We start from the raw sequence: 13,701 nt of genomic DNA on the forward strand, positions 1-13,701 counted from the left end.
TCCTTTCAGGAAGTCTTGTAAATCATTGCGCAGGGCCCGCCACCGGACGGCCCCTGATGTTCCGCCCCGCCCGAGACGAAAAGCTCTGTAAACCCGGTCAGGCCTGCCAGCAAACCGCCGGTGAAGCCACGGGCATGACGCGTCGCCGACAGGTCGCTGTCCTCCAGCATGACATGCCGCGCGCCCCGGATCATCCCGTCGGGTGAGGCTTCGGTCTTGGCCAGGACGGCCAGAACCTGCGTCTGCGAGGGTGGCGTCAATTGCGCGCGGAACCCCGGCTCGACCAGGTCCAGCAGGTCTGCCACGGACCCGGCATCTATGGCATCCCGCATCACCGCGTGACCGATCCTGAGATCGCCGGCCCAATCCGCGGACTGGCCCATCACCACGACCTCGCAGGCGGTCAGCTCGACCCCCGCGGAACAGGAGGCACGGGCGGACCACAGGGACCAATCCTGCCCGATCACCGCGTCGCTCAGCTGCTCCGGCGCGACCTCTCCCAGGGCCAGTGCGACACCCAGGGCGGACGCCCCGCGCGACAGCCCCATGCTTTTCAACGTATCCGTCGTGGCCACGTCCCCGCCCGCCGCCGCGATCCGCTCGGAGGTCAGCAAGGGGCACTTGATCTGCACGAAATGCACGTCGGCGGCATAGGTAATCCCGGCCTTGCGCATGGCGTCGCGGGTGGCATCCCGCACCGCCTGGACCTGCGCCATCCGACCGATGGCCTGCGGCGGCAGCGACGCGGTCAGGCTTGCGGCAAAGGCCAGGGCGGGCGGGCCATCCGGCCCCTCGCCCTCTTCCAGCACGATCCAGTGCGGGGACAGACCGCCTTCTGTTCCGCCTGACATGACCATGGGCAGTGCCCCCAGCACGTCATCCGACAGGTAGGGCGCCAGGGCCAGCCGAAGGCTCTGCACCGCGTAGCCACGGGTGAAATCGTTCACGCAGCCATTGCCCTCGGTCTTGCCCAGCACCGCGCGGAGGCCGGCAGGGTCGATCCGCCCCGCCTCGATCTCCGCCACCAGGGCCGACGCATCGTCCGGCCCCGCCATCGGCAGGCGATGCACGATCGCCCGGCGTTTCATTGCACCTCCTTGCGCATCGCCCAGCCGGCCATGCGGCGTTCGATGACCGAAAAGATCGCGTAAAGCGACATGCCCATCACCGCCAGCACCATCAGCCCGGCAAAGACCAGCGGCACGTTGAAGGACGACGCGGCGATCATCATCAGGTTCCCCACCCCCTTGTTGGAGGCCACGGTTTCCGCGATCACCGACCCAACGAAGGACAGCGTGATCGCCACCTTCAGCGAGGCGAAGAAATAGGGCATCGACCGGGGCAGCCCGACATTGCGCAGGATCTCCATCTTCGTGGCCTTGAGCGAGCGCATGACGTCTTCCAGCTCCGGCTCGACCGTGGCGATGCCGGTGGCGACGTTCACCACGATGGGGAAGATGCAGATGATCATCGCGGTCAGGATCGCGGGTACCGTGCCGGCCCCGAACCACAGAACGAAGATCGGCACGACCGCGACCTTGGGCACAGACGAGATCCCAACGAGCAGCGGATAGGCCGTCTTGTAGGCCAGTTTCGAAGACCCGATCAGCACGCCGAGGCTCAGCCCGATGGCCACGCCGAAGGCAAAGCCCACCATCGTGGTGTAGAAGGTCTGCCAGGCATGAGGCCAAATGGCCGGCGCATATTTGACCAGCGCCGCCACGATCTGGGTCGGGCGCGGCAGGACCAGTTCGGATATCCCCGCCATCAGGCAGAAGAGTTCCCAGACGACAAAGACGCTGACAATCAGCAGCGCGGGCGCGATTTTTTCCATTGTGCGGGTCATGCCGCGTCCTCCGTCCGGCCGACCGGCGCATGGACGATCTGGCCGCGCAAATCCTGCACGAGAGAGACGAAATCGCTCTCGAAGGTGATGTCGATGGGCCGCGGCCGGGCAAAGGGCACGGCGCGATCCTCGATGATGCGGCCAGGGCGTGCGCTCATCACGCAGACCCGGCTGGCCAGGTAGGCGGCCTCGCGCAGGTCGTGGGTGACCAGCATCACGGTGATGCCCCGGTCCAGCCAAAGCGCCTGCAATGTCTGCCACAGCTCTTCGCGGGTGAACTGGTCCAGCGCACCGAAGGGTTCGTCCAGCAGCAGCAGATCCGGGTCATGGATCAGCGCCCGGCACAGGTTGGCGCGCTGCATCATCCCGCCCGACAATTGCCAGGGGCTCTTGTCGGCGAAATCCAGCAACCCGACCTGGGCCAGCAGGTCATCCACCCGGTCGCGATATTCCCCGCCCTTCTTGGCGCGGAAATCGGCCTTGAAGGGCGGCACGATCTTCAGCGGCAGCATCACGTTTTCCCGCACACTCATCCAGGGCAGCAGCGACGCGCTCTGAAAGGCCATTCCGACGCGCATGGGCTTCGCACCCAGCTCGCGCCCGCCGAACAGGATGGTGCCGCTGGTGGGCTCCAGCAATTCGCTGACCAGCTTCAGGATCGTGGACTTGCCACAGCCCGACGGGCCGACCAGCGCCACGAAATCGCCTTTCGCGATGGTCAGGTCCGTGGGCACCAGTGCCTCGGTCTGGTCGGGGCCCTGACCATAGGTCACCCCCACCTTCTGCAATTCGACAATCGGCACCTGTTTCATGTCACACCTTCCGTCAGCAGGGTTGCGAGGGTCTGGTCCACGTTCTTCGGTTCGGGGGTCGGCATCGACTGGATGTCGGTCACCTGCCGGCCATGGCCCACCATGCCGGGACACAGCATGCGGTCCCGTTGCACGAAACGGCCACGGACCAAAGTGTGAACCGGAGCGCCGACGGTCTTGCGGCCCTCGAAGGGGGTGATCTTGCCGAGGCTGTGCAGATTTTCAGCGCGAATGACCTCTTCGCGGGCCATGTCGACAGCGGCGATATCCGCATGGGCGCCCACGGCGATCCGGCCCTTCATCGGATACATGCCGAAGGACCGCGCCGGGTTGGCCGAAGAGATCTTGACGTAATGCTCCAGGCTCATCCGGCCGGCGGCGACCTCGGTCAGCATCAGCGGCATCTGGGTCTCGACCCCCGGAAAGCCGCAATCGGCCTTCCAGATGATGTCGTTGTGCTTTTCCTCGGGCGTATGGGGGGCGTGGTCGGTGGCGATCATGTCCACCACGCCGGTTTGCAGCGCCTCCCAGATCGCCTTGGCATCCTTGGGCTCGCGCACCGGCGGGTTGACCCGGATGACGCTGCCCAGCCGGTCGTAATCCTCGGTCGTCAGAAACAGGTAGCAGGGGCAGGTCTCGCCGGTGATGTCGACCCCGCGCGCCTTGGCCTCGGCCAGCGGCCGCAGCTCTCCGGCCGAGGAGATATGCAGCACATGCACCCGTGCGCCGGTCCATTCCGACAGGATCGCGGCGCGGGCCACGGCCTCGATCGCGACGACCTCCGGGCGGGCGGCGATGTGATCCAGCGGCGCATGGCGCCCCGCCGCATCCAGCCGGGCTTGACGCCATGCCATGATCGACGCGGTTTCCGCATGCAGGGAGATCCGCAGCCCCGAGGGTGCGACGATCTCGAACCCTTCCAGCATCGCCCCGGTCGAGGGCGACGGCAGGTTGCCGAACGTGTTGCCCATGAAGCATTTGAACGCGTTCACGCCACCATCGATCAGGCCCTGAAGCTCGTCGATATTATCCTCGGCCAGCAGGCCGTAGATGCCGAAATCGACGCTCGCCTTCTTCGCGCAGTCCTGCTTCTGGCGCAGTTCGGTGACCGACCGCGTTGGCGGGTTCGTGTTGGGCATTTCAAAGACAGTGGTGACACCGCCCATGGCCGCGGCCTTGGTCCCGGTTTCCCAGTCTTCCTTGTGGGTGTAGCCCGGTTCGCGAAAATGCACATGCGTGTCGATGGCACCCGGGATCAGGTGCAGGCCGGTGACATCCACCACCTCTGCCCCTGTCCCGTCCAGCGTGCCGGGGGCGGCAATGGCGCTGATCAGCTCACCGGTGATGGCCACGTCGGCGACCTGCCGGCCGGTCTCGTTCACGACCGTGCCGCCCTTCAGAATAAGGTCTGTCATATTGTCCTCACAAAGATGCCCAGCCACCGTCGACCGGCAGGTCGACCCCGGTGATCTGGCGCGCGCGATCCGAGGCCAGGAACAGCGTGGCCGAGGCGATATCCTCGTCCGTGCTGACCCGCCCGAGCGCGTAATCAGAGGCGTGCTTGGCCGCCGCCTCGTCTTCACTGATGCCGTATTGCGCCGCGACCTGCGGCACGACCTTGTCGCGGAACCGCGGCCCGTCGACCATGCCCGGCGCCACGAGGTTCACGTTGATGTTGTCCGGTCCCAGTTCCAGCGCGAAACTCTTGGTCAGCCCGCGCAGCCCCCATTTGGAGCTGGAATAGGCCAGTCGCATCGCCCGCCCGCGCATCCCGAACGTGCCGCCGACATTGACGATCTTGCCTCCGCCCTGCCCCTGCATCACCGGCGCCACGGCGCGGATCAGGTTGAAGGGGCCGCGCATGTTCAGGTGCACGATCTCGTCGAACTCCGCCGCCGTCGTTTCGACCCCGGTCTTGCCGATGGGACCAGTTCCGCCGGCCACGTTGACCAGCACGTCGATCCGGCCAAACCGTGCCAGCACCGCCGCGACAACCTGGTCGACGGCCGCACTGTCGGTCACGTCGCAGGCAAAGATCTCGGCCGCGACGCCCAGGGTGCCGGCCTCGCCCTGCACCGGCGCGATGGCCTCGACATCCCGGCCCAGAAGGGCGAGGTTCGCGCCTTCGCGCGCGAACCCCAGGGTGATGGCGGCCCCCATGCCCTTGGCCGGGCCGGTGACCACCACCACCTTGTCTTTCAAGTTCAGTTCCATCTTGGCGTCACAGCAGCTTGTAGATCCGGTCTTCCGCCGGCGGCAGGAACTCGGGGGTGAACACCTCGGACATGTCCGGCGTGCGCGGCAGGCCGCGTGCTTCGACGACGATGCCGATGGCCCGCTTGAACCGCTCCTCGTCGGGATTGCCCAGGCCGGTTTCGGCGATCTCGGGCGCGTTCATCTCGTCCTGCAGGGTGGCGATCAGGCGCAGCTTCTCGACCTCCTTGTCGATCAGCGGTTCGCGCGAGGCGACGGCGTCGATCGCCGCATCCATGTCGGCCAGCGTGTCCTTGATGCCCTCGTTGATCGCCCAGTTCATGCCCTTGACCAGCTCGGGGTTCTCGGTGGCCAGCGTCTTGGACACGATCATCGCGTTGGAATAGAGGTCCATCCCGTAATCCGAGAACTTGATGAAGCGGATATCCTCGTCCGGGTTCATCCCCGACAGCATCGCCGAGAACCGGATCGTGTTGACGTAGCCGAAGACGCCCTCGACCTGTTCGGTGCGCAGCATTTGTTCGCGCAAGTTCGACTTGAAGTTCATGATCTCCACGCCGGACGTGTCGATTCCCGCGACACTGGCGAAGGCCGGGAACAGCTTCAGCGCGCCGTCATTGGCGGACCCGCCCAGCAGGCGCCCCTCCAGGTCCTTCGCCGTCTTGATGTCGGACGAGGACAGCACCCCCACGGTGAAGGGCGGCGTGTTGTACATCTGGTAGACGTTGATCGGAGCCTCTTCGGGTTTTTCGGCGGCCAGCTGGATCAGCGCATTCACATCGCCAAAGCCCACGTCATAGGCGCCACCGGCCACCTGGCCCACGGCCGCGCCGGACCCGCTGCCCTGGTCCATCACCATCTCGATGCCGACCTCGTCGAAATAGCCCTTGTCCTGCGCCAGGAAGAACCAGGCCTGCGGGCCCTGGTAGCGCCAGTTGAGGATCATGTTCAGCTTGGTCTTGCCCTGCGCGATGGCGGGTGCGGCCAGCGTGGTGGCAAGGCTCGCCCCCGCAAGCTGGGTGAATTGACGGCGGTTCAGTTTCATTGGTTTACTCCTTGTCGGATCTGTCCAGCGCTCTGAGAAGGTCGGCACTGTTTGTGGTGAAGCCATAGAGAAGGCGGATGAGGTAGAGGATCGCTTCGCCGACCTCGGCCGGCGAAACGGTGGTCGTGGCGTCTTGGACCAGAACGGCGTCATAGCCCTGGAAACAGCCATCCATCAGGGTGGCGAACACACAGCGGTCGAGATTGACGCCCGCGTAGAATAGCGTCTCGACGCCGTAACGGCGCAGAACCTGGTCCAATTCGTTGTCCCGAAACCCCGACAGCCGGTGTTTCGAAACCGCGATATCGCCAGGCGCGCGGGTGATGAGGGGATGCGAGGCCGCGCCCCAACTTCCCTCGACCAGGACGGGGCCGGTGGCGATCTCGTCGCCATAGCCGGGCAGCGCCCCGCAGCCCGTCGCCTTGTCCAGCACGTTGGCCGGCAGGTTGGCGACATCGGCGCGCACGCCCCAGTTCAGGTGGATGACCGGCGCCCCCATCTTGCGGAAGGCATCGGCCACGGCGTTGATGCGCGGCACGATCTCCAGCAGCGGCTCCGGATCGGTGCCACGTTCGGGAAACCATCCCCCGTCCGAGAGAAAATCGTTCTGCATGTCCACGATGACAAAGGCGGCGCGCGCCATGTCGATGCGCACCGGGTCCGGCTGTGCGTCAAACGCCACGGGGCGCGGCGCGGGACGGTTCCGCAGCAGGGACACGTGATCCCCGTCACGGTGCCATCTGTCGTCATGTCGGGTCGTCGTCGTGGTCATCGATCTCTCCTGGTCCTGATCATGGGCAAAGCAGTGCGTAGCTGTCGTCTGCTAAATTTCCACCTCCCCGTTGCCGAAAACGCAACACGGGGCTAAGGCTGTGTCATGAGACACCTGACCACGTTCCGCACCATCGATGAAATCGCCCGCACCGGTTCGATCCGTGCCGCGGCCGAAATCCTGTCGCAAACGCCCTCAGCGGTGCAGCGGCGGCTACAGGGATACGAGGACGAGCTGGGCTACCCGATCTTCGAACGCACCTCCAAGGGCGTGCGCCTGAACACGGCGGGTGAATTGGTGATCCTGCATATCCGCGAGACGCTGGCCGAAACCGAGCGACTTCAATCGCGCATCGCCGATCTGTCAGGGGTGCGCCGGGGTCATGTCAGCATCGGGTGCAGCCAGGCGCTCGCCCCCTACTTCCTGCCCCGCGAAATCGCCAGGTTCCAGGCCGACTCTCCCAACGTGACCTTCAGCGTCGAGATCATGGAACATATTGATGTTGCGCGGAAACTCGACAGTTACGAGATCGACCTGGGAATCGTCTTCGACGAACGCAGCGCGCCGGATTACAAGGTTCTGATGGGGGTGCCGCAATCGCTGCGCGCGGTGATGGCGCGGGACCATCCGCTGGCGCAATACGACATGCTGCGCCTGCGCCAATGCTACCAGTACCGCCTGATCCTGCCCTTCCGCTGGTTCGGCGGCCGTGCCCTGATCGAACGCGCGCTGGTCGGCAAGACCTTCGTCAAACCGCCGGTGCTCGAGGCAAATTCCTTCGAGATGCTCAAGGCCCATGTGGCCCTCAGCGACGCCATCACCTTCCAGATCGAAATCGGCGTGCCCGGCGAGGCCGGTGGAACCGGCGCCGGAGAGGGCGACCTCGTCAGCCGCCCCATTGACCCGCGGGACGTGTCCAGCGGGATGCTTTTCGTGGGGCAGAAATGGGAACGCCCCCTGCCCGTCGCGGTCTCGCGGTTTTCCGAACAGATCATCCGCGAATTGGCGGACCGTTACGGCACGATCGAGACCTGAGCGACCTCAGCGCTTGCGCTTCGGCGGCTGCGACCCGCCGGGTTTGCCGCCCTTGGGCGGCGTGAACCGCTTCGAGGTATCCGACGCGGCAGAGCGTTTCGGCGCGCCCTTGGGCGCTCCCGGCTTCCCGCCACCGGGCTTGCCGCCCGTGGGCTTGCCACCCGGTTTGCCGCCCGAAGGTTTACCCCCCGGCTTGCCGCTCCAGGGTTTGCCGCCCCCCTTGCCCGGCGCCCCTTTGCCGCCGCCGCGTGCGTCACCGCGATCCTGGCCGCGCGGCTTGGCATTGCCATGGGCGCCGTCATCGCCCCGGTCGGCTTTGTCGCGCTTCCATTTCGGGGCCGCCTCGCCACCGCGGGCGGTCTTGGGCTTGGGTTTGCCCTCGGGCTTGCCCTCGTATCTGCGCGGCTCGTCCTCTTCGTAACGCGGAGGACGCGGCGCACGCACCTTGCCCTCGTCCCAGACCTTCTTGGAGGACGGTTTGCGCGCCGGGGCCGGACGCTCTGTCCGGGCCACGGGCGCCTCGGATTGCGCGGACTCCGCCGGGGCGGCCTCGGCCGCGGGCGCGGCGTTCACCGGCGCCTCCCGGCGCGGCTTGTCCTTGTAGGGTTTGCCACCCGACGGCCGGCGGTCGTCCCATTCGGGGCGCGGGCCACGGCTGTGATCCGGCGGGCCGTCTGCGGGCCGAACCGTCACGCCGTCTTCCAGCGTCTTGCCGTCGCCCAGCGAGGCAAGGAAATTGTCGACCGCAGGCTCTGCCAATTCGACGAACGTCTCCTTGGGCTGCACCCGGATCGCGCCGATGGATTCCTTGGTCAGGTTGCCCGCGCGGCACAGCATCGGCAGGATCCAGCGCGGCTCTGCCCGGTCGTCGCGGCCCACGGACAGGGCGAACCAGCGGCTCGGGCCGAAAGGCGCACGTTCCTTCCGCTCGGGGCGGGCATCCGGCGCCGACAGCTCTTCGGGCGCGGAATTGTTGGCACGGTAGAGCCGTAGACAGGCCGCCGCGATGGCTTCGGGCGATTGCAGGCCCAGCAGGCGCTCGGCGAATTCGGCTTCTTCTGGGGTGATTTCCTCGGTCCAGGCGGGATCGGCCAGAAGGCGTTCCTCATCCTTGCGACGGATGTCTTCCGCGCTCGGCGCGGTGATCCACTCGGCGGTCACGCGCGAAGACTTCAGCAGCCGCTCCGCCCGTTTCGCCAGCTTCGGCGGCACGACCAGAGCCGAGATCCCCTTGCGCCCGGCACGACCCGTCCGGCCCGAACGGTGCAGCAGGCCTTCGGTGTTCTTCGGCAGTTCGGCATGGATCACCAGTTCCAGGTTCGGCAGGTCGATGCCCCGCGCCGCCACGTCGGTGGCCACGCAGACCCGCGCCCGCCCGTCCCGCATCGCCTGAAGCGCGTGGGACCGTTCGGTCTGGCTCAGCTCGCCCGACAGGCAGACGACCTGGAACCCACGGTTGGCAAAGCGCGCGGTCAGCCGGTTCACCGTCGCCCGCGTATTGGCAAAGACGATGGCGTTCTGCGCCTCGTGGAATCGCAGCACGTTGATGATCGCGTTTTCCGCATCATGCTGCGCCACCGTCAGTGCCTGGTAGGTGATGTCGCTGTGCTGGGATTTCTCCGACACCGTCGTGACCCGCACCGCGTCGCGCTGGTATTTCTGGGCCAGCGTCGCGATCATCGGCGGCACCGTGGCCGAGAACATCAGCGTGCGCCGGTCCTCCGGCGCCTCGCCCAGCATGAATTCCAGGTCCTCGCGGAAGCCCAGGTCCAGCATCTCGTCGGCCTCGTCCAGCACCACCGCCCGCAGGCTGGCCATGTCCAGCGATCCGCGCTTGATATGGTCGACCAGGCGCCCCGGCGTGCCCACCACGATATGCGCCCCACGTTCCAGCGCCCGGCGTTCGTCGCGCATGTCCATGCCCCCCACGCAGGAGGTCACACGCGCCCCGGCCTTGGCATAGAGCCAGTCAAGCTCGCGTTTTACCTGGAAGGCCAGTTCCCGCGTCGGCGCGATCACCAGTGCCAGCGGCGTCGCCGCCGGGCCCAGCCGGCCCGCCTCGTCCAGCAACGTCGGCCCGATCGCCAGGCCGAACCCCACCGTCTTGCCCGACCCGGTCTGGGCCGAAACCAGCAGGTCCGCGCCCTCCAGCTCAGGATCGGTCACCGCCTCCTGTACCGGGGTGAGCGTGTCATATCCGCGCTCGGCGAGCGCATCGGAGAGGGTCTGGATCATCAGGTAACCGATCTAGAGAGCGTGACGGCCACGGCCTGCCAGCACGACAGGGATTTCAACGAGGCCGGGAAAAAGGGTCCCCTAACGCATCATGCGGGCTCTGTATACTCCGGATTGCGCCGCATCCGGCGGAATATGCGCCAAACGGCGGGATTCAGCGCTGTGACCGGCCCGACCTATGCTTTTGCTCGGGTCCCGCCCTGCGCGCCGCCTTCGCGGTCCCGGCGCAATGGGCCGCGCGTCAGCCGGAAACCTCTTCGGATCGACTGTAATTCCAGCGCCGCCCGCCGCAAAATGGTCCAGCCCGCCGCCGCCCCTTGACCCGGACGCGCACAGGCTCACACTCAACCGGAAGGAGGCCCCAATGCCCGGCCCGCTGCGCCATCTCTGGCGGCATCACCCGATCGCCCTGTCGCTTTTCGCGGCCGCCGCGCTGGCCGCGTTGGTGCTGGCCGTACGCCTGACGCTCTTCACCGCCTACTGGGCCGACCCCGAGCATCGCCGCCAGCATCCCGAACCCTGGATGACGCCGGGCTATGTCGCCCATTCCTGGCACCTGCCCCCCGACATGGTGCTGCGGCAGATCGGGCTGGACCAGCCGCCAAAGAAACACCGTAGTCTCAAGGACATCGCCGACGACCTTGGCGTGCCCGCGGATGTCCTCATTGCCGACCTGGCCGCTTTCCTGGCTGAACAGTCCCAATCCGGACAGGCCCCAAACACGCATGCTCCAACGGAAGAGCCCCCAACGGAACAGGCCCCGTCCGAATGACGGAATGGCTGCTCAACGCCCTGGCCACCGGCGGTGTCCCCATCCTTGCCGTCATCACCTGCCTCAGCTGCCTGGCCATGCCGGTGCCGGCCTCGCTGATGATGCTGGGCGCGGGTGCGCTGGCCGTGTCCGGCGACCTCTCCCTACCCGGCGCGATGGCGGGCGCGTTCCTCGGCGCCGTACTGGGGGATCAGCTGGGCTACCGGATCGGCCACGCCGGGGGCCGATGGCTCGACAATCGCCTGCGCGATGGCACCAAACCCGCCCTCGCCTTCACCCGCGCGCAAGCCATGCTGCGCAAACGGGGCGCGGGGGCCGTGTTCCTGTCGCGCTGGCTGCTCTCCCCGCTCGGGCCTTACGTGAACTTCGCCGCTGGCTCGGCCCGTCTGCCCTGGCCGCGCTTCACCCTCTGGGCCGCCGCCGGAGAGGTCATATGGGTCGCGACCTATGTCAGCCTGGGCTATTTCTTCGCCACCCGCATCACCATGCTGGCCCAGATCAGCCAGGCGCTGGTCGGCCTGCTAGCCGCTGTGGCGGTGATGGTCGTCGCGGGGCTCTGGCTGCGGCAGGCGCTGCGTCGCGCACGTCGGGCCGGTGACCGGGACGCCTCGACCTCCTGAGACTTGAAATCCCGCGCCGCCGCACTCCCCTTCCTTCCAACGCAAAGGAAAGGAAACACCATGATCAAGAAATTCGGCTCCGCCATCTGGAACGGCACGATCAAGGGCGGCTCCGGCATCGTCTCCACGGAATCGGGCGTGCTGGACAAGGCGCAATACGGTTTCAAGCAACGTTTCGAAGGCGAACCCGGCACCAATCCCGAGGAACTGGCCGGCGCCGCACATGCCGCCTGCTTCTCCATGGCGCTCTCGCTGCAACTGGAACAGGCCGGCATGGAGGCCGAGGAGATCTCGACCAAGGCCACCGTCGCCATGGACCAGGTCGAAGGAGGGTTCGAAATCAAGTCGGTGCACCTGGACCTGACCGCCAAGATACCCGGTGCGGACGAGGCCAAGTTCAAGGAAGCGGCGGAAAACGCCAAGGCCGGCTGCCCCATCTCCAAGCTCTACAAGGGCGCGGATATCACGCTCGACGCGAAGCTCGCCTGAGCGGAGACCGGGCTTACGCCGTAAGCTCACCAATTCGGGACGCGCTTCGGGCATGGCTTCGGCTTGTGCCCGGGCGCGTGCCGTCCCATATCTGAGACATGTTGCGGTTCACCCCGATCCTTCTGGCCATCCTCTACGGCATCGTCGCCTGGCAATTCTCGTCCTGGCGGCTGAAGAAGGAATTGGACGCCAAGTCCACCCGCCTCGCCGATCCGCGGCTCAAGGCGATGACCGACAAGATGGCCCAGGCGCTCGACCTGCCCCGGATCGAGGTCCATGTCTACGAGATCGAGCCCGTCAACGGCATGGCCGTGCCTGACGGCCGCATCTTCATCACCCGCGGATTCCTCAACAAGTACAACGCGGGCGAGGTCACGGCCGAGGAACTCGCCTCCGTGATCGCGCATGAATTGGGCCACGTCGCGCTCAACCACACCCGCCGCCGGCTGATCGACTTTTCCGGCCAGAACGCCCTGCGCTCCGCGCTTGGCATGGTGCTGTCGCGCATCCTTCCGGGCATCGGCGGCTGGATCGCGGGGCTGCTGACCTCCCTCCTGGCCGCGCGCCTGTCGCGCAGCGACGAATACGAGGCCGACGCCTATGCCGCGGCCCTGCTGACCAAGTCCGGCATCGGCGTGCAGAACCAGATCAGCCTGTTCGAAAAGCTCGCCGCGCTGACCAAGTCGAACCATGGCGCAGCCCCTGCCTGGCTGCTCAGCCACCCGAAACCCGAAGAACGGATCGCCGCCATCCGCCGCCTCTCGGACGGCTGGCAGCAATCCTGAGAAAGTCCCAGATGCATTACTCCCTCCTCGATCTCGCCCCGATCCCCGAAGGCTCCACCGCGCAGCAGGCGATCGCCAATTCCGTGTCACTGTCCCAACATGCAGAGGCGCTTGGCTATCACCGGCACTGGCTGGCCGAACATCACAACATGCCGGGCATCGCATCCTCGGCCACCTCGGTGCTGATCGGCCATATCGCCGGGGCGACCAAGCGGATCCGCGTGGGCTCCGGCGGGGTGATGCTGCCCAACCATGCGCCGCTGGTCATCGCCGAGCAGTTCGGCACGCTGGCCACGATCCATGGCGACAGGATCGACCTTGGCCTCGGCCGCGCGCCGGGCACCGACATGGAAACCGCCCGCGCCCTGCGCCGCCACATGACCCAGCAGGACACCTTCCCGCAGGATGTGCTGGAATTGCTGGCCTATCTCGGCCCGGTCGAAGACGGCCAGCGGCTCAAGGCCGTGCCGGGGATGGGCACTAACGTTCCCGTATGGATCCTCGGCTCCTCGCTCTATGGCGCGCAACTGGCCGCACATCTGGGTCTGCCCTACGCCTTCGCCTCGCATTTCGCGCCCGAAGCGCTGGAAGAGGCCGGAGAGATTTACCGCCGCACCTTCAAACCTTCGGAATACCTGGAAAAACCGCATTTCATGGTGGCCATGAACGTCTTCGCCGCCGCGACCGAGGAACAGGCGCGTTACGCCCAATCCTCCGCCGTTCTGGGCTTTGCCAAGCTGCGCCAGGGCCTGCCCGGCCCCCTGCCGCGCCCGGTTGAGCGGCTTGAGGATCACCTGCCACCCGACTGGATCGCCGCCGCCCAGAGCCGGTTCACGGTCAGCGCCATCGGCGACCCGCAGCAGGTCAAGTACCAGCTGTCGACCCTGATCGAGCGCTACCAGCCCGACGAGGTCATCGTGAACGCCCAGATCCACGACCACCAGGCCCGCCTCGAATCGCTCCGCATCGGCGCCGAGGCCCTGCAAAGTCTGGGTGGCGTGGCTGTCGCGGCCTGACCGCTCCGCCTGAGCTCCGCAAGCCGAGCGGCCCCAACAAGCCCGTAATTTTGCTGCCCG

Annotated in this window: 14 protein-coding genes; 6 read left to right on the top strand and 8 right to left on the bottom strand. The window is 66.6% G+C overall.

From position 1 onward, the window contains the following. Positions 1–5: 5 nt before the first annotated feature. From atzD to ATO9_RS08355, 7 genes are read right to left on the bottom strand one after another with little or no spacing between them, the layout of a single operon-like run. On the bottom strand, positions 6–1,088 hold the full coding sequence (gene atzD, locus ATO9_RS08325) for a cyanuric acid amidohydrolase (protein ID WP_043747515.1): 1,083 nt from the start codon (positions 1,086–1,088) through the stop codon (positions 6–8). Beyond that, the gene (locus ATO9_RS08330; RefSeq protein ID WP_043747516.1) at positions 1,085–1,846 is read right to left on the bottom strand and encodes an ABC transporter permease; all 762 of its coding nucleotides are present in this window, start codon (positions 1,844–1,846) and stop codon (positions 1,085–1,087) included. Before ATO9_RS08330 ends, atzD begins: the two co-directional genes overlap by 4 nt. Continuing rightward, positions 1,843–2,658 (bottom strand): ABC transporter ATP-binding protein, encoded by an 816-nt coding sequence (locus ATO9_RS08335; RefSeq protein ID WP_043747517.1) that lies wholly within the window; start codon positions 2,656–2,658, stop codon positions 1,843–1,845. The genes ATO9_RS08330 and ATO9_RS08335 overlap by 4 nt, the downstream gene beginning before the upstream one ends. After that, positions 2,655–4,073 carry an allantoinase AllB gene (gene allB, locus ATO9_RS08340; RefSeq protein ID WP_043747518.1) on the bottom strand — a complete coding sequence of 473 codons (1,419 nt, stop codon included), beginning with the start codon at positions 4,071–4,073 and terminating at the stop codon, positions 2,655–2,657. The genes ATO9_RS08335 and allB overlap by 4 nt, the downstream gene beginning before the upstream one ends. A gap of 7 nt (positions 4,074–4,080) precedes the next feature. Further along, positions 4,081–4,872, bottom strand: coding sequence for an SDR family NAD(P)-dependent oxidoreductase (locus ATO9_RS08345; RefSeq protein WP_043747519.1), 792 nt, complete (start codon positions 4,870–4,872; stop codon positions 4,081–4,083). A gap of 7 nt (positions 4,873–4,879) precedes the next feature. Next, complete coding sequence (locus tag ATO9_RS08350) at positions 4,880–5,917, bottom strand: ABC transporter substrate-binding protein (RefSeq protein ID WP_043747520.1); 1,038 nt, start codon at positions 5,915–5,917, stop codon at positions 4,880–4,882. Between the two features lie 4 nt (positions 5,918–5,921). Then, on the bottom strand, positions 5,922–6,689 hold the full coding sequence (locus ATO9_RS08355) for a cysteine hydrolase family protein (RefSeq protein WP_043747521.1): 768 nt from the start codon (positions 6,687–6,689) through the stop codon (positions 5,922–5,924). Positions 6,690–6,794: 105 nt separating this feature from the next. On the opposite strand from ATO9_RS08355, the gene ATO9_RS08360 reads away from it, so the two are divergent. Then, positions 6,795–7,724, top strand: a complete 930-nt coding sequence (locus ATO9_RS08360; RefSeq protein WP_043747522.1) for a LysR family transcriptional regulator — start codon at positions 6,795–6,797, stop codon at positions 7,722–7,724. Between the two features lie 6 nt (positions 7,725–7,730). Here the strand turns inward: ATO9_RS08360 and ATO9_RS08365 are convergent, their stop codons facing one another. Further along, a complete protein-coding gene (locus tag ATO9_RS08365) occupies positions 7,731–9,959 on the bottom strand; it encodes a DEAD/DEAH box helicase (RefSeq protein ID WP_043747523.1) in 2,229 nt (742 codons plus the stop codon). 364 nt (positions 9,960–10,323) lie between these two features. On the opposite strand from ATO9_RS08365, the gene ATO9_RS23430 reads away from it, so the two are divergent. From ATO9_RS23430 to ATO9_RS08390, 5 genes are all read left to right on the top strand, one after another. Further along, entirely contained in the window at positions 10,324–10,731 is a 408-nt protein-coding gene (locus ATO9_RS23430) for a hypothetical protein (protein WP_052418190.1), read from the top strand. Continuing rightward, complete coding sequence (locus ATO9_RS08375; RefSeq protein WP_043747524.1) at positions 10,728–11,351, top strand: DedA family protein; 624 nt, start codon at positions 10,728–10,730, stop codon at positions 11,349–11,351. Before ATO9_RS23430 ends, ATO9_RS08375 begins: the two co-directional genes overlap by 4 nt. Positions 11,352–11,411: 60 nt before the next feature. Continuing rightward, positions 11,412–11,840, top strand: coding sequence for an OsmC family protein (locus ATO9_RS08380; protein WP_156127825.1), 429 nt, complete (start codon positions 11,412–11,414; stop codon positions 11,838–11,840). Between the two features lie 98 nt (positions 11,841–11,938). After that, positions 11,939–12,625, top strand: a complete 687-nt coding sequence (locus ATO9_RS08385) for a M48 family metalloprotease (RefSeq protein WP_043747525.1) — start codon at positions 11,939–11,941, stop codon at positions 12,623–12,625. Between the two features lie 11 nt (positions 12,626–12,636). Then, on the top strand, positions 12,637–13,641 hold the full coding sequence (locus ATO9_RS08390; protein WP_043747526.1) for an LLM class flavin-dependent oxidoreductase: 1,005 nt from the start codon (positions 12,637–12,639) through the stop codon (positions 13,639–13,641). Positions 13,642–13,701 lie beyond the last annotated feature (60 nt).

This window comes from Pseudooceanicola atlanticus (assembly GCF_000768315.1).
In the GTDB taxonomy this organism is placed as follows: domain Bacteria; phylum Pseudomonadota; class Alphaproteobacteria; order Rhodobacterales; family Rhodobacteraceae; genus Pseudooceanicola; species Pseudooceanicola atlanticus.